Annotated in this window: 14 protein-coding genes; 7 read left to right on the forward strand and 7 right to left on the reverse strand. The window is 45.1% G+C overall.

The genetic code is table 11. The annotated features are described in order from the left end of the window. The first annotated feature begins 2 nt into the window (after positions 1 to 2). The 5 genes from murJ (at position 3) to EML15_RS03745 (ending at position 6960) form a co-directional block, all read left to right on the forward strand. The gene (gene murJ / locus EML15_RS03725) at positions 3 to 3377 is read left to right on the forward strand and encodes a murein biosynthesis integral membrane protein MurJ (protein WP_255455979.1); all 3375 of its coding nucleotides are present in this window, start codon (positions 3 to 5) and stop codon (positions 3375 to 3377) included. Positions 3378 to 3683: 306 nt separating this feature from the next. Then, positions 3684 to 4277 carry a sigma-70 family RNA polymerase sigma factor gene (locus EML15_RS03730; protein WP_185967167.1) on the forward strand — a complete coding sequence of 198 codons (594 nt, stop codon included), beginning with the start codon at positions 3684 to 3686 and terminating at the stop codon, positions 4275 to 4277. Between the two features lie 139 nt (positions 4278 to 4416). Then, positions 4417 to 5349: a thioredoxin-disulfide reductase gene (gene trxB / locus EML15_RS03735; protein ID WP_144273536.1), complete on the forward strand. Its 933-nt coding sequence runs from the start codon at positions 4417 to 4419 to the stop codon at positions 5347 to 5349. Positions 5350 to 5387: 38 nt separating this feature from the next. Then, on the forward strand, positions 5388 to 5714 hold the full coding sequence (trxA, locus tag EML15_RS03740; protein WP_144273537.1) for a thioredoxin: 327 nt from the start codon (positions 5388 to 5390) through the stop codon (positions 5712 to 5714). Between the two features lie 52 nt (positions 5715 to 5766). After that, a complete protein-coding gene (locus tag EML15_RS03745; protein ID WP_144273538.1) occupies positions 5767 to 6960 on the forward strand; it encodes an N-acetylmuramoyl-L-alanine amidase in 1194 nt (397 codons plus the stop codon). A gap of 72 nt (positions 6961 to 7032) precedes the next feature. Here EML15_RS03745 and EML15_RS03750 read toward each other — a convergent pair whose 3' ends face one another. From EML15_RS03750 to rpmH, 7 genes are all read right to left on the reverse strand, one after another. Then, positions 7033 to 8181, reverse strand: coding sequence for a ParB/RepB/Spo0J family partition protein (locus tag EML15_RS03750; protein WP_144273539.1), 1149 nt, complete (start codon positions 8179 to 8181; stop codon positions 7033 to 7035). Positions 8182 to 8184: 3 nt separating this feature from the next. Next, the gene (locus tag EML15_RS03755) at positions 8185 to 9138 is read right to left on the reverse strand and encodes a ParA family protein (RefSeq protein WP_144273540.1); all 954 of its coding nucleotides are present in this window, start codon (positions 9136 to 9138) and stop codon (positions 8185 to 8187) included. A 46-nt stretch (positions 9139 to 9184) separates the two neighbouring features. Beyond that, the gene (gene rsmG, locus EML15_RS03760; protein ID WP_144273541.1) at positions 9185 to 9871 is read right to left on the reverse strand and encodes a 16S rRNA (guanine(527)-N(7))-methyltransferase RsmG; all 687 of its coding nucleotides are present in this window, start codon (positions 9869 to 9871) and stop codon (positions 9185 to 9187) included. A 72-nt stretch (positions 9872 to 9943) separates the two neighbouring features. Continuing rightward, entirely contained in the window at positions 9944 to 10894 is a 951-nt protein-coding gene (yidC, locus tag EML15_RS03765; RefSeq protein ID WP_144274094.1) for a membrane protein insertase YidC, read from the reverse strand. Positions 10895 to 10967: 73 nt separating this feature from the next. Next, entirely contained in the window at positions 10968 to 11216 is a 249-nt protein-coding gene (yidD, locus tag EML15_RS03770; RefSeq protein WP_144273542.1) for a membrane protein insertion efficiency factor YidD, read from the reverse strand. A 2-nt stretch (positions 11217 to 11218) separates the two neighbouring features. Next, positions 11219 to 11644: a ribonuclease P protein component gene (rnpA, locus tag EML15_RS03775; RefSeq protein ID WP_144273543.1), complete on the reverse strand. Its 426-nt coding sequence runs from the start codon at positions 11642 to 11644 to the stop codon at positions 11219 to 11221. 32 nt (positions 11645 to 11676) lie between these two features. Then, positions 11677 to 11820, reverse strand: coding sequence for a 50S ribosomal protein L34 (gene rpmH, locus EML15_RS03780; protein WP_144273544.1), 144 nt, complete (start codon positions 11818 to 11820; stop codon positions 11677 to 11679). An 867-nt stretch (positions 11821 to 12687) separates the two neighbouring features. Here rpmH and dnaA point away from each other — a divergent pair. Continuing rightward, positions 12688 to 14247: a chromosomal replication initiator protein DnaA gene (gene dnaA / locus EML15_RS03785; RefSeq protein ID WP_144273545.1), complete on the forward strand. Its 1560-nt coding sequence runs from the start codon at positions 12688 to 12690 to the stop codon at positions 14245 to 14247. Between the two features lie 612 nt (positions 14248 to 14859). Continuing rightward, positions 14860 to 16047, forward strand: a complete 1188-nt coding sequence (gene dnaN / locus EML15_RS03790) for a DNA polymerase III subunit beta (RefSeq protein WP_144273546.1) — start codon at positions 14860 to 14862, stop codon at positions 16045 to 16047. Positions 16048 to 16060: the final 13 nt, after the last annotated feature.

Genomic DNA, 16060 nt, shown 5'->3' on the forward strand with positions numbered 1-16060 from the left:
TTGTGGATGCACACAGGGAATCTTCTGGTGTTCGTCGTCGTTTTGTGCAAGCAGCAGCACCGGCGCCAGTTCCTGAACAAACACCTAAGGGAGATGACAAGTGTTTGGTGGCGCAAAAACACGATCGTTCTTTGCTCCAAGAAAAGCCAATGCAGAAGGCACATTCTGATCAAAGTGCGTTGAGTGCTGCTCAGCCTAAGGATGATACCAAGGCTCAGCAGGTCGAAGGCACGCAAAGCACCGAGGAAGAAAAAGCAGCTGAGAATTACTCGACTGTGGTGCGCTCTACTGGTTCGATGGCCATTGCGACGCTTTTTTCGCGTATCACTGGTTTTTTGCGCAATGTCGTTATTGTTACGACCTTGGGTTCAGCGATTTCCTCTGCGTTTAATACCGCAAATACCTTGCCTAATCTCATTACTGAGATTGTGCTCGGCGCGGTGCTGACCTCGTTGGTTATCCCAGTTTTGGTGCGTGCTGAGAAGGAAGATCCTGACCGTGGTGAACGTTTTGTGCGTCAGTTATTTACTCTTGCCACAGCGCTTTTAGGTTCTATCACTATTATTTCTGTGCTGGCTGCGCCTTTTCTTACGAGGCTCATGCTAAAAAGTGATGGCAAAGTAAATGTTATTCAGGCGACGAACTTTGCTTATTTACTCTTGCCGCAAATTATTTTCTATGGGCTTTTTGCGCTGCTTATGGCAGTGCTGAACACCAAAGGGGTGTTTAAGCCAGGGGCGTGGGCTCCGGTAGCTAATAATGTTATCGGGTTGGCAGTCATGCTTGCTTATCGCTTCTTGCCTGGGCAGTTATCTCCTTCGGAGCCAGCGTCGCTGAGTGATCCGCATATTTTGTTGTTGGGCTTAGGAACCACCTTGGGTGTGGTAGTGCAGATGCTCATTTTGTTACCGGCAATTCGTCGTTCAGGTATTTCGCTTAAGCCTTTGTGGGGAATTGACGCTCGCTTGAAAGAATTTGCTGGGATGGCTTTGGCTATCGTCGTTTATGTTGCTATCTCGCAATTTGGTTATAGCATTACCACTCGCATTGCCTCCAGTGCAGATGGTGGGGCACCAAATATCTATCAGCAAGCGTGGTTATTATTGCAGATGCCTTATGGCATTATCGGGGTAACGCTTTTGACAGCAATTATGCCTCGGTTATCGCGTAATGCTGCCGACGGTGATAATAATGCAGTGGTCAAGGATTTGGTGCTTGGCTCTAAGCTGACTTATCTGGCGCTTATCCCTATCGTGGTGTTTTTTACTGCCTTTGGTACTCCTATTGCTACCGGGTTGTTTGCCTATGGTGAATTTGATCATCACGATGCCACTATTTTGGGTATGACCTTGAGCTTTTCAGCGTTTACGCTTTTGCCTTATGCCACAGTGCTATTGCATTTACGTGTGTTTTATGCGCGCGAAGAAGCCTGGACGCCGACCTTTATTATCGCTGGTATTACGGTCACCAAGGTTTTGTTATCGTGCTTGGCTCCGTTGCTTGCTAACCGACCAGAAAATGTGGTGATTTTGCTGGCTGCCGCAAATGGTTTTGGTTTTATCAGTGGTGCGGTTATTGGTGGTTTTTTGCTCAGGCGCAAATTAGGTTCTTTAGGCAGTGCAACGGTTATGCGCAGTGTATTCTGGGCTCTGGGAGCATCTGGTATCGGTGTTATTGCTGCTCTTGGTTGTTCTTGGGCGCTTAATGCCCTGGGCACTGTGCTGCCCGTGGTGAGTTCTCTAGGCAGTGCGCATCACATTATCTTTTTGCTTTTCGACGGCACGGTATTTCTTCTTGTGACTGGTATCGTATTAAGCCGCTCTAAGCTAGAGGAAGTAAATAGCATTGCCCGCTCACTAACTCGCATACCGGGGCTTAATAAAATTATTCGTGTGTCGCCTGTTGGTGAGCAGGAAACTCCTCAATTAAATGCGCAATCCTTTGTTAGTGCAGAAGCCCTTGCTTTCGACGATTCCTTTAATTCCACACCTGTTCCACCTCCTATGTCTGCTGGTATTGTGCATGGTCCACGGCTTATCGCTGGTGCAGAGGTGTCAGCGGGTAGATTCCGACTCTTAGCAGCTCACGGTGGTGTTACTGGCGCTCGTTTCTGGCAGGCTAAAGAAAGCGCCACGGGTAGGGAAGTGGCTCTTGTATTCGTTGATCTCAGCAAATTGGCAGCACAAGATAGTCCGCGCAATATCACTCCTACTGGATTGCGGATCAAAATTGCGCAACTCAATGCGCAGGTTACTCGTCGCACGCGAGTATTGGCTGCTCTTAATCATCCTGCTATTGCTAGTGGTATCGCAATTGAGCCTTATGGAGATGGGGTGCTGATTATTGCTGATTGGGTTCCTGGGCGTTCGTTGAGTTCTATCGCACAAACTAACCCGAATCCTTATGCTGCTGCTTATGCTTTCGAGCCGCTTGCCCAAGCAGTGACGAAAGCACATGAGATAGACACTCCGCTGGGGTTGGATAACCGAGCACGTATTCGTATTTCTACTGAGGGTCATGCGGTGTTGGCTTTCCCTGCGGTTCTTCCTGGTACTCATGCGGAGAATGATTTGCGTGGTATTCGTGCTGGTTTGGGTCAATTGATTGATCCGGAAACTGCACCTGCTGATATTGCTGCTCTTATGCATACACCACCAGAGCAATTGCCCGAAAAATTGGCTGGCCTTGAGTTACCTCATGCTGATGTGGATGAGAAACAGCCCACTGCTCTTGCTGTGACTGAGGATAAGGCACCACGGCCGGCAAATGTTCCTGGTTTTGGTCGAGCAGGCTATAGCAATAAGGGTATCGGGATTTTGACTATAGTTGCCGTGGTGTTGGTGCTGATTTGTGCATTGCTTACTGCTTATTTGACTACGCTTTTGTCGCATGACTCCAATGATGCCCCTATTTCTGCTGATAACATTGTTGGTTCTAAAACCCAAGCTGTGCCGTCGCCAGAGCTCATTCGTCCTATTAGTTCTGTCCAAGCATGGGCACAAGATCCGACTATGCTCAGCCAAGATAGTGTCAATAGCAGTGCTTTTACTATCGACGGTGATCCTCAGACTTCTTGGCTTGTTCATAGCCAACAAGGACTTGAGGTACGCACTGTTGTGCCAGGCATTATTAGCGAATTAGAAGTTACTACGGTCAATGATCAGCCAATGGATGTCAAGGTATATGGCATTGTTGATGAGGAGCAGGTAGATTCTGTGAATAACTTGCCACTATTGGCAGAAAAGACGCTTACCACCACAGAAAACTCGATTACGCTTTCATCTAAGCAGCAATTGGCTGGTGTGCTGCTTTATATCACCAGTGCTCCTGAGGATAATCAGAATGCAATTGTGGAGTTGGCAGTGATTGGCAATTAGTAAGTTCTTGGGCGGATTCCTGTAGCTATCCCTTAAAGGTGTGTAACCCTTTAGGGGATAGTGTGCTTTTATCACTGATATTTCCTGTGCATAAACGCTGTATAAGCGCAGTGTGGGCACAGTATGGTTTTCTGTTCACTGCGGTGTGCATATGACGATAATAACCATAGCGGTAAAATTTTGTTTTCCAATACTAATCAATAATTTCTCATTGTTTAGTAATTCAATCGACATTCTTCATACGTGAGTGGGGGAAATATGCCCATAGTGCCTATACCAACTACGACAGGTATCACACCATGTTTCATGCTCAAACCTGCTGAATATCTCGCAGCCCTTGGCGATATCGTCATCACTACCGAGGATGATTTGCTCATTGATGATTTTTTGGGTGGCAATTATGCCTCATACAATGACCTCGTGGCCAAACATTTTCGACGAGTGTGGGCCATCGCCAAGCGCTATACCAACACTATTGAAGATGCCACCGACGTCCTGCAAGATGGACTACTCAAAGCCTTTTACAAAATACATCTTTATAGTGGCAAATCAAGCTTTTCGACGTGGCTGCATAGACTTATCCAAAATAATGCGCATGATCTCTACGCGAAACGGAAAAATCATGATAATCACATCACCATTGACGATGTACTATCTCAGCAAAAAATTACCAAAGCAACGAGTGCAGATCCTACAGAGAGCTTTACGACCGGCATCATGATTAACTCAGCCCTGTTTCTTTTACCAATGGAGCAAAGAAATGCCGTAACACTTGTTGATCTTTTAGGTTTTGACACTACTCACGCTGCCCAAGAATTAGGGGTACGTCCTGGCACTATTAAGTCTCGTCGTTCGCGTGCGCGAGAAAACCTCAAGACACATTTAGCGCTCAATGCATGATGTTTAGTTCAGAATGTAGTGGAATAATGCCTATGGCAGCGTCGTTAGAAGAACATGGCGGTCACGATTACACTTGAGTTAACTGCACTCAGTATGCACTAATACTCAGCAATAGTCATAAGCATTGAAAGGTCATGCAATGAGCGATACCAATACAATTCACAATGTCATCATTATCGGTTCTGGTCCTGCAGGTTATACTGCTGCTCTTTATGCAGCACGTGCAGAATTAGCGCCACTTGTTTTTGAGGGTATCGAATATGGTGGTTCCCTCATGACCACTACTGAGGTAGAAAATTTCCCTGGTTTTCCAGACGGCATTATGGGACCTGATCTTATGGAAAATATGCGCACTCAGGCACAACGATTTGGTGCTGATCTCAGAATGGAATTGGTCACCCGTGTTGATCTTGATGGCGATGTGAAAAAAGTTTGGGTAGATGATGAGCTCTACCAAGCAAAAGCTGTTATTCTTGCCACCGGTTCTGCACCTCGTTATCTTGGTGTCCCTGGTGAACAAACCCTTTTAGGACGCGGAGTATCTGCCTGTGCTACCTGTGATGGTTTCTTCTTCAAGGATCATGATATTGCTGTTATTGGTGGTGGTGATTCCGCTATGGAGGAAGCAATTTTCCTCACTAAATTCGCTAAATCAGTAACTATCATTCACCGCCGAGACGAGTTCCGTGCCTCAGCAATTATGTTAGAGCGAGCAAAGAACAATGAGAAAATCACCTTCTTAACCAATAAAGCCGTGGTAGAAGTCACTGGTGAGAACTCTGTTAGTGGGCTTGTATTACGTGATACTGTCACGGAAGAAACCAGCACTCTCGACGTAACTGCTATGTTCGTCGCCATCGGACATGATCCACGTTCTGAGATGTTTAGCCCACAGGTAGACGTCGACGAGCATGGATATGTCATCGTTGCTCAGCCTTCAACTCGCACTAATGTTCCTGGCGTATTTGCCATCGGCGACCTTGTTGATGACTACTACCAGCAAGCAATTACTGCCGCTGGTTCTGGTGCACGCGGCGCTATTGATGTAGAACACTATTTGGCTAGTGTATAACTTGATATGACTGAATATAACTAATTTTGGGAGCACATATGAGTACAAATGTTATTAATGTTACGCAAGATACATTCCGATCTACCGTTATTGAGGCTGATCGACCAGTATTAGTAGATTTTTGGGCTGAATGGTGCGGTCCATGCAAAAAACTAGGTCCAATTATTGAAGAAGTTGCCGCTGAACTAGGTGATCAAGTAGTTGTGGCAAAGGTAGATGTTGATGCAGAGCGTACCCTTGGTGCCATGTTCCAGATCATGTCAATCCCTAGCGTGCTTATTTTCCAAGGTGGCGAGAAAGTCTCAGAATTTGTGGGAGTTCGCTCTAAATCTGAGATTGTTGCTGAACTAAAAAAGTATATCTAACTGGTATCCTAGAGCAGTATCATTCTAGTCAGCTATATGAGGAACCTATAACGTGTCTGAAACGCTAAAAGTCGGTGATCGTAGCCCACGAGTTGCCGAAGTCAGGTTATCGCTTGCGCGCCTGGGATCACTTAATGAATCCGAAGGTGCGGCGACAATCAGCATCCAAGATGCTAAAAAGCAAACATACACTGATGCAGACACACTTTTCGACGAGGATCTTGCGCACGCTCTCAGGGGCTTTCAGCAATCTCGTGGCATTATCGCTTCAGGAGAAATTGATGAAACAACTTTGCGAGTGTTGCGCGAGGCTTCCTATACCCTGGGGGCGCGTGTTCTTAGTTACCAGCCTGGTAATCAATTAGTTGGCGATGATGTCGCCCAATTGCAGAGCCAGCTCCAGGAACTCGGTTTCTATACTGATCGTGTTGATGGGCATTTTGGTGAGCATACTCACAAAGCCCTAGTAAATTATCAAATGAATTATGGACTCAACATTGATGGTATTTGTGGTCCTAACACTATCCGCGCTTTTAAGCGCTTGGGCAGAAGAATCACTGGCGGTTCTCCGCAAGTGCTTCGCGAGCGTGAAATAGTCCGCGCTGCGGGACCACAATTAGCTGGTAAAAGGGTAGTTCTTGACCCAGCTCTAGGCGGAAATGATAAAGGCATTGTTGTCAAAGGACCTTTTGGTGACATCACTGAAGAGGAAATCATCTGGGATCTCGCGAGCCGCATCGAAGGGCGCATGATTGCTGCCGGTATGGAAACCATTGTTTCTCGATCACGCCACGATAATCCGTCGCATAAGGATCGTGCTGAGCTAGCTAATGCTTTCGACGCTGACCTAATGATTTGCCTACAATGCGATCACTATCATAATGAAAAAGCCAATGGTGTAGCTACCTTCTATTTTGGTTCTCAGCAGGGAACTTCCTCGGTTATTGGCGAGTTGCTCTCTAGCGTTATTCAGCGTGAGATTGTTGCCCGCACCTCGCTTATCAACTGTGGTAGTCATGGTCGCACCTGGGATTTACTGCGCATGACCAAGATGCCTACTGTGGAAATTGTGGCTGGTTATCTCACCAATCCTGGTGATGTTGCTATTTTGGCTGATCCTGCCCAGCGTGATGCTATTGCAGAGGCTATCGTTGTTGCGGTAAAGCGACTTTATCTACTTGATAATGATAATCAGCCTACTGGTACTTATAAGTTCAGTGAGTTACTTGCCAAAGAAGGACTGTGATTCCCTTGCGATAGCTGAAAAATATAGCGCTGTGTTTCCCACAGCGCTATATTTTTCTATTTATTGAGGGGCTTATTGATGTTTAAGAATCTCCATGATGCGGTCAAAATCATCACGACCACCAAATTCCACCACAATTCTTCCTTTACGTTTACCCACAGTGACAGATACTTTAGTGTCAAGATCATCTGCTAGAGTCTGAGCCGCTTGAGAGAAATACTGCGGTGTAGGTGCTTTAGCCCGCTTGACTGGCTGCGCTTTTTCTTCTCCACGATTGAGCAAAGTAACCGCTTCTTCCGTGGCGCGCACAGACATTCCCTCAGCGATAACGCGTTCTGCCAGCGTAATTTGTGCTTGTTCGCCTTGCTTTAGACCCAGGATTGCTCTGGCATGTCCAGCGGAAAGCACACCTGCAGCAACTTTGCGTTGCACAGATACAGGCAAACCTAATAGGCGAATCATGTTAGAAATCATGGGACGCGAACGACCTAATTTATCCGCCAATTCATTTTTTGTTACCCCAAACTCTTCAAGAAGTTGTTGATAAGCAGCAGCTTCTTCTAGTGGGTTGAGTTGTACTCGGTGGATATTTTCCAGCAGAGCGTCGCGCAGCATATCGGAATCGTCTGTTTGACGCACAATGGCAGGTATCGTTTTTAATCCTGCTTTAGAGGATGCTCGCCAACGACGCTCACCCATGATGATTTCATAGCGCCCATCACCAGTAGAACGCACCACGATTGGTTGTAATAGTCCAAATTCGCTAATGGAGTGCACTAGCTCGCCAAGATCATCCTCATCGAATACTTGACGTGGGTTTTTGTCATTAGGAATGAGTAGGCCGATGGGTATTTCTTGATAGCTAGCCCCAAATTGATCTACTTGGTCTTTGGTACTGGCCTCTTGTTGTGCCTTATCCTGTATTGCCTGGGCGATGATGGGATTAACACGACCAGTGTCGCTTATATTCTTTGCTGCTAGATTTTTATCAGCGGATTTCTTTGCTTTAGCAGCTTTTTTGTTTTTTGATTTACCAGTGCCATTAGTAGCTTTTTCCGCTTTGGGTTCAGTCTCTGTGGCCTGAGGATCTTTGTTCGTGGATTGTGGACCAAAGACAACGTCGGCAGCGCTACTACCAATGCGGGTGTCAGGGCGTGGACTCGAAGTGATCAATGCGGCAAGACCCCGACCTAAACCGCCTTTGCGAGTTTCTTGATTCACTAATTACTCCTTAGTTTCTGCTGAGTCTTGTGCCTCTGGCTGCGGTGCCACACCAATAGCACCCGAATCTTCGTTTGGTACATAGTCACCACGACGAGCAAGTTCACGCGCTGCATCTAAATATGCCATTGCCCCACGAGAACCTGGATCATAGGCCAACACGGTTTGCCCATAACCAGGTGCTTCTGAGACTTTGATGGAACGCGGAATTTTTGTCCGCAATACCACATCACCAAAATGCTCCCGCACTTCTTGGGTGACTTGTTCCGCTAGCTTGGTGCGTCCATCGTACATGGTAAGCAAAATGGTGGAGATATGCAGTTCTGGGTTGAGATGTTGGCGAATCATCGCAATGTTATTGAGCAACTGCCCAACACCTTCTAGCGCATAATACTCACATTGAATAGGAATAAGTACCTCATTAACTGCGGTCATAGCGTTAATTGTGAGCAATCCCAGCGAAGGCGGACAGTCGATGAAAATATAATCGAAGTCTGCCTCTTGGATAAATGGTGAATCGAGAGCATCACGTAGTCGATACTCACGACGCACCATAGACACTAACTCAATTTCTGCACCAGCAAGATCAATAGTGGCGGGAATGCAATAAAGATTTTCGCTTGCTGTCGATTGTGCCATTGCTTGCTCGGCGGTACATTGCCCAATAATCAGCTCATAGCTTGAGGGGGTTCCTGCGCGGTGTTCCACACCGAGTGCAGTAGAGGCATTGCCTTGTGGGTCAAGATCTATGACGAGGACTTTAAGCCCATTGATTGCCAGTCCTGCAGCAAGATTTACTGAGCTTGTGGTTTTCCCGACCCCACCTTTTTGATTGGCAACGGTAAGTCGTCGTGGTGCGGTTGGACGAGGCAAGCTGAGGCTGTTGGGGGTCAATACCTGGGCTGCCCGACGTGCTGCTGCGGCAATCGGCGTATCATCCCAGTTTAACTCGTCCATACAGACCTTTCTTCGTCGTTGGTATTAGTCGTGTATTTATCCTACTCTACTTCTTTATCGAATCTAGTTTTGGGATTCTCACCACGGTCGTTGGCTGCGTTAATTGCTTACCGACGACCAAAACCTCAGCTGTGCCACCGCCTGCTTTTTTAATTAGCGCAGCATCTCTGGCGATTTCTTCCCTGACAGTTGTGCCTTTCATGGCGATCATAGCGCCGTGTTTTTTGCAGAGTGGCAATGACCAACCAGCTAATTTTCCAAGCGGCGCTACAGCTCTCGAGGTCACGAGGTCAACGCTACCTATTTGCTTTTTCACTGTTTTTTCCTCGGCACGACCACGAATCACCTGCACATTTTCTAGCGCTAATTTTTCGCTTACTTCTTGGAGAAAAGTAGCACGCTTGAGCAGCGGCTCGACGAGAAAAATGTCAATGTCTGGTCGCGCTAACGCAAGAGGGATACCTGGTAATCCTGCGCCTGACCCAATATCAACGATTGTTGGTTGTCCAGCTATAGGCACAAGTTCACTAATGACAGCACAGTTAAGAATGTGTCTATCCCATAGTTTTGGTATTTCCCTAGGTCCCATAAAACCGCGGATAGAACCGTCGGTAGCGAGAAGACGATGATATTCAATGGCTTTTTCCGCATGAGTGCCAAAGATGTCTTCCACAAGGGTGAGTATTTCTGGCGAGGTGACTATCTCATTGCCGTAGGCATCTACATTGTGCATAGTGTTCATCATAGAGGGTGTCGTAGAAGAAAAATCACCAGCCGTGGTGGGCCGGTGATAACCATGAGAGTGTTATTTCTTCTTGCGTTTTGGATTATTAGGACGCTGTCCTGGTTTTGGTGCGCTAGCGCGTTTTGCTTCTTTCTTTGCCTGAATTTCTGCCTCTTCTTCAGCATCCATTTTGGCAAACACCATACGCTGCTGGAAGAAAGTCCAGATGTTATTGGATGCCATATACATGAGCAAACCAATGTGCCAGAATACACCCGTAAACAAAATAGTTAGAGGGAAGAACCAGAGCATCATTTTGTTCATGATATCTGCCTGCATTTGAGCTTGAGAAGAAGTAGCAGCTTTTTGTTTACCGGAGGCAATGCGCTCCTTTTGACGAGCCACACTCAACCGAGCGTTCATGTGAGTAGCAGCAACGATAAGCACAATCAATGGTACTGCAACCAACATGATACTGACACGGGTGAAATCAACCGGTTGGAAAGCTGCATACATATTTTCCGGCATAGAGATGTAGGCAGATAGTGGAACACCAAAAAGACGCGCATCCAGGAAGGATTGCACATCTTGTGGGGAGAAGATGTAGTTAGCCATTTGGCGATTTTCTTCAATGCTCAAGCCCATCTGACCTATACCGGTACCAGTGCGGTTAAAAGAACGCAGCACATGGAACAAACCGATAAATACAGGGATCTGGATAAGTATAGGTAAACAACCAGCTAATGGATTGATGCCCATTTCTTTTTGGAGTTTACGAGTTTCCTCCATCATTTTTTGCTGGTCTTTTGCGTATTTTTTGCGTATTTCCTGCATTCTAGGCTGGAACTCTTGCATACGACGCATAGAACGCATTTGATTGATGGTTGGTTTTAAGAGCAAAAGACGAACTGTGAATGTAAGCAACACAATTGCTAGTAACCAGGAAATACCGGATCCAGGATCAAGTACAAAACTGACGACTTTATGCCAGAACCATAAAATGGCAGAAATCGGCCAATAGATTAAATTCATAGGCCATGTGATGATACTCACCTTAGCTTTAACTCCTCCACTACACGCAAGATCTTGGACGTTTTAGACACACTCACCGCGACTTTACCGGAACTGGATCGAATCCGCCTGGATGCCACGGTCCACACTTTGCCAATCGAACACAAATGAGAATGCAACCTTTGACTGCACCATGATTAGTCAGTGCGTCGAAAGCATAGGCACTACATACTGGCTCAAAACGACACGTAGAACCCATTTTAAGTGCAGAGAGATACTTTTGGTAAAACTCAACTGCTTTTAATAGTCCACGAGTAAGAAAACTTTGTTGTTTTTGTGCCATGATTATGTGTTTACCAGGGGTGTTAACCGAGAATATGCTTTTTCCAACGCCATACTCACATCCTGTTGCATTTGGCTAAAACTAGCAGTGCTAGCCGGTGCCAATAACCGTACGACGATCAACAACTCCCTATCTGCGCGCAGTGTGGAATTGTGTTTTATCTGATCCATTATTATCACACGCAACCAACGCGAAAGATGGTGACGCTTAACCGCATTTCCTACTGCTTTAGAAACAATCAAACCACATCGAGGTCCACCTGTTGTGATGTGGGGATATGCAGTGGCGTCTTTGGAAGACGTGGTGGAATGGGCATAGTTTTCTCGGTATAAATGAACAACAACGGTGCTCCTACCAGCACGTTTACCATTCCGAATTACTTTTCTGAAAGTAGCAGAATCAGTTATTTTATGCTGTGAAGGAAACACCGTTATCGAAACACTTAGGCAGCACTACTGCATTAGGCAGTAACGCGTGCGCGTCCCTTACGACGACGAGCCGCTACAATTGCACGACCAGCACGAGTAGCCATGCGGGTACGGAAACCATGCTTACGTGCACGACGGCGGTTATTCGGCTGGAATGTCCGCTTTCCTTTAGTCACGATTAAACTCCTCAATAACAAAGAAAAATAATCAGCGCATATCGAACGCGCATGACACGGTAGGTCATGCGTGCGCATTAAGCGCTGGATCATTTTTCACAAACAAAAAATGATATCTGGTTTCTCTTGAATAACTCAGGAAACCTCAACCGCTAGATATTCATTTGTTGGATAAACATCAATGCGATTTTCATAATGCATAAGCGAGAGGCAAACCATCACTGGAAATCAGTAACAACTAGCACATCGCTATGCGAAACTTCCTTAAGAGTACGCGAGAAAAGCTGTCCTAACCAAATCGACATACGAATACCCCAATTTTACCCCTGAAATAACATTTTTGTAATTTTTGCTCTTGGTAGGGTATTGAGCCTTTCCAGCCATCAATAAAAATGTAGAAAATCGCACTACTCATGCACTTTATTCACCGTGAAACAATATGTAGTTTTCTTAATGAAATCTGAACTAAAAGTAACACATCACGCTGCTATAAGGCTGTGAAAAAAATTATTTTCATTCTCATTTAGACAACGCTGGTGTGTTCAAGTAAGAATGTGTGGAGTTCTTTTGTGAATAACTTTTTCTGTGGATAACTCTCAACGTGAGGTTGAGACTTTGTGGGAAACTAAATGTTTTTGCTGGTAGACGGCTTAAATTTAGTTTTTAACATTATCCACAGGCTTGTGAATTACTTGTGGATAACTTTTCCACAAGTAATCCTGTAGAGTTTTCCACAGCTGTGGAAAACTCTGTGGAATTCCAGGTCATCGGAAATTTACTCTGTGAACAAAACGGTGAATTGAAAATGACGCAATTACACAACCATATGGACGCTTGAACACAAAAATTGGTATAGGAATCTAGAACGTGACGGAAAATACTACTTCCCTCAACGAGACATGGAAGAAAGTTGTTGATGAGCTGATCTCACTGAGTGAGAAAAATGAAGCGAATCTGCATCCACTTAGTGCACAAAAACGCGCATATCTACATTTGGCGAAGCCTGTGGCACTCGTTCAAGGTGTTGCTGTGCTAGCTGTTCCCCATACCAAGGCGAAGGACTTTATCGAAGGCGAACTCGGTAGTGTCATCTCGCAAGTGCTCAGCGCACATATGGGTCGCTCTTTTGCTCTTGCAGTTACCATTGATCCACAGGTTGTCGTCGAGCAGCAAAATGAGCATGAAGAAATTACTCAGGTAGAATCAGCGCCACAACCTGCTCAAATAGGTTGGGAAACTACTCATAGTGCTGATGATGAGACAGGGTTCAAGCGTCAAACCCAGGTGGCACAACCTGATCCTATTAGTTTCGCACAGGCAAATACCACGGCAGCAACATTAGCAACACTATCGACCTCACCTAGTTCAACTCTCACCGAGACAACAGGGAATAAGGCACAAAAACTCGAATCGCTTAATCCTGCTCATACCTTTGACAACTATGTGATTAGTGACTCCAATAAATTGCCGGCTTCGGCTGCGATTGCTGTAGCAGAAAAGCCTGCTCGTGCCTACAATCCGCTATTCATTTGGGGCGATTCTGGTCTAGGCAAGACGCACCTGATGCACGCCATTGGTAATTATGCTCACCAATTAAATCCAGAACTAAAAATTAAATATGTTTCTAGTGAAGAATTCACTAATGACTACATCAATTCAGTTCGCGACGACCGTCAAACCTCTTTTAAGCGTCGCTACCGTGAAGTTGATATTTTGATGGTTGACGATATTCAGTTCCTACAAGGTAAAGAAGGAACTCAGGAAGAATTTTTCCATACATTTAACGCGCTAGAACAAAGCGGTAAGCAAATTGTGCTCAGCTCAGATCGTCCGCCAAAACAGCTAACCACCTTGGAAGATCGACTCCGCACTCGGTTCCAGGCAGGACTTATCGCAGACATTTATCCACCTGATTTAGAAACTCGTATCGCAATTCTGTCGAAGAAATCTCGAGCTGAAGGCATTGAAGCTGATAGGGAAGTGCTAGAACTTATTGCTAGTAGATTTGATTCTTCTATCCGAGAACTAGAAGGTGCTTTTATTCGAGTATCTGCCTATGCCTCAGTGAACAAAATTGAGCTCACAAGAGAAACAGCAGAAGTTGCTCTACAAAATATAACCCCTGACCAGTCAAATGTGGATATCACACCAGATACAATCATTGAGGTAACTGCGGATTATTTCAAGGTAAAAGCAGCTGATATTCGCGGCAAAGTCAAAAGGACAAACATCGCCCATGCACGGCAAATAGCCATGTACCTATGCCGTGAACTCACTGAACTATCTTTGCCGAAAATTGGGGAAAATTTTGGTGGCAAAGACCATACAACAGTGATGTATGCCGACAGAAAAATACGCAAGGAAATCGCACAAAACAAAGAGATCTATAACGAGATTCAGCAGATTACCATGCAGATTAAAGGCTAGTGCGGCTAGTGCAGAGTATTTCTCTGCATTCCTAACTAGAACCTGTGGATAAAAAACATCTTTTTATCTGCAGGTTTTTCTTTTTTATCAGTTATCCACAAAAGTTATTCACAGCTGTGTAATTACAGCAATGTAACTATATGAAACTCATCACATTACAGCGCAATAGCAGGGTGAAAAATCAAGGAAAACTGTTGTGGAAAAGTAGAGAAAAAATGTGTACAAAAACTGAAAATCTGGGGAAAAATTGTGAATAACAAAAGCACTCTAAAAGTTATCCACAAGCAAACTGTGTTATTCACAAAAAATACACATAATTTTTCACACGCAAAAACTTTTATCAGCGTGCAATTACAATGGTTATGCACAGATTTCACAGGACTTACTGTTATTACCAAATATATTTAAGAAAAATCTCTAATAAAAACAGGGCTTGGGGAAAACTGCTCAAAACCACAGTGGCAAGAAATTACAAAAAGTGAAGCAGTTATTCACAAAGAACAAAAATGGAGTTTCGCTGACGTCGAAAGGCGGGTACTTTAGTCTTTGTAATTCTTATTAAAAATTTTTGAGCTAAACGGCTAAACATTAAAAGACAAAAGGGAGCTTGGTATGGACGATCAGAATGTGTCATTTCAGGTCGAGAAAGAAGACTTAGTTAGCGCAGTATCGTGGGTTGCCCGAAACTTATCACCCAAACCATCGCAACCAGTGCTAAGAGCTATGCTTATCACTGCTCATGACGAGGGACTAGAACTAGCTGGTTTCGATTATGAAGTGTCCACAAAGGTAAATATCCCAGCAATGGTAAAGCAACCTGGTCGAATAGCAGTAGCTGGTAAACTCATCGCCGACATTGTTAATACTTTGCCAGCTAAACCAGTAGAAATTTATGTTGATGGTTCCACAGTTCAGCTAGTATGTGGTTCTTCTCGCTTTGAGCTGCCCTCAATTCCATTAGACGACTATCCACCTTTACCTCAATTACCTGAGGTTACTGGTGCTATTAATACTCAACTTTTTATTAATGCAATCAATCAGGTCAGTATTGCCGCAGGTAAAGATGATACTTTGCCAATGCTGACCGGTGTGTATATGGAAATTGATGGTGAGTTGGTAACTCTGACTGCAACTGACCGATTCCGTCTTGCTGTTCGACGCCTCAACTGGGTTCCTTCAGTGGCAGATGCTCAAGCAAAACTACTTATTTTGGCAAAAAATCTAGTTGAGAATGCTCGTACCCTAGACGCAAATTCTAAAGAGCCGGTAGAAATTGCTGTTGGTGCTGGTGAGGACATCGGATCAGATGGTCTTTTTGGTATTCGAGTTGAGTCGCGCCAAACCACTAGCCGTATGCTCGATGCCGAGTTTCCTAATGTGGAGCCTCTTTTGCCAAAGAAACACCGTTGTATCGCAAGTGTAGAAGTTTCCGTGCTACAAGATGCTATTCGACGTGTCTCTTTGGTTGCTGATCGCAATGCACAGATCAGAATGAACTTCACCAAAGGTGAACTTATCCTCTCTGCAGGTGGAAATGATGCCGGTCATGCTGAAGAAGCAATCCCTTGTGCTTTTAGTGGCGATGAAGAAATGCTCATTGCCTTTAATCCAGGTTATTTACGAGATGGGCTGAGTGCTGTGTCATCTGACCGAGTAGTATTCGGTTTTACTGAGCCATCACGACCAGCAATTCTCATTCCAGAGCCAGAGCAATTACCAGAACTTGGTGAGGACGATATGTTTGATACGCCAGCATCTGATTTCATCTATTTGCTCATGCCAGTTCGCCTGCCTAACTAAGAATTAAAAGGAT

Origin of the sequence: Corynebacterium sp. sy017 (assembly GCF_017918135.1) — a bacterium.
GTDB lineage: Bacteria > Actinomycetota > Actinomycetes > Mycobacteriales > Mycobacteriaceae > Corynebacterium.

Coding starts and splice junctions, on each gene's coding strand:
- EML15_RS03730 (WP_185967167.1), top strand. CDS start 3,684: ATGCTCAAACCTGCTGAATATCTCGCAGCCCTTGGCGATATCGTCATC.
- trxB (WP_144273536.1), top strand. CDS start 4,417: ATGAGCGATACCAATACAATTCACAATGTCATCATTATCGGTTCTGGT.
- trxA (WP_144273537.1), top strand. CDS start 5,388: ATGAGTACAAATGTTATTAATGTTACGCAAGATACATTCCGATCTACC.
- EML15_RS03755 (WP_144273540.1), bottom strand. CDS start 9,138: ATGGACGAGTTAAACTGGGATGATACGCCGATTGCCGCAGCAGCACGT.
- rsmG (WP_144273541.1), bottom strand. CDS start 9,871: ATGCACAATGTAGATGCCTACGGCAATGAGATAGTCACCTCGCCAGAA.
- yidC (WP_144274094.1), bottom strand. CDS start 10,894: ATGAATTTAATCTATTGGCCGATTTCTGCCATTTTATGGTTCTGGCAT.
- yidD (WP_144273542.1), bottom strand. CDS start 11,216: ATGGCACAAAAACAACAAAGTTTTCTTACTCGTGGACTATTAAAAGCA.
- dnaN (WP_144273546.1), top strand. CDS start 14,860: ATGGACGATCAGAATGTGTCATTTCAGGTCGAGAAAGAAGACTTAGTT.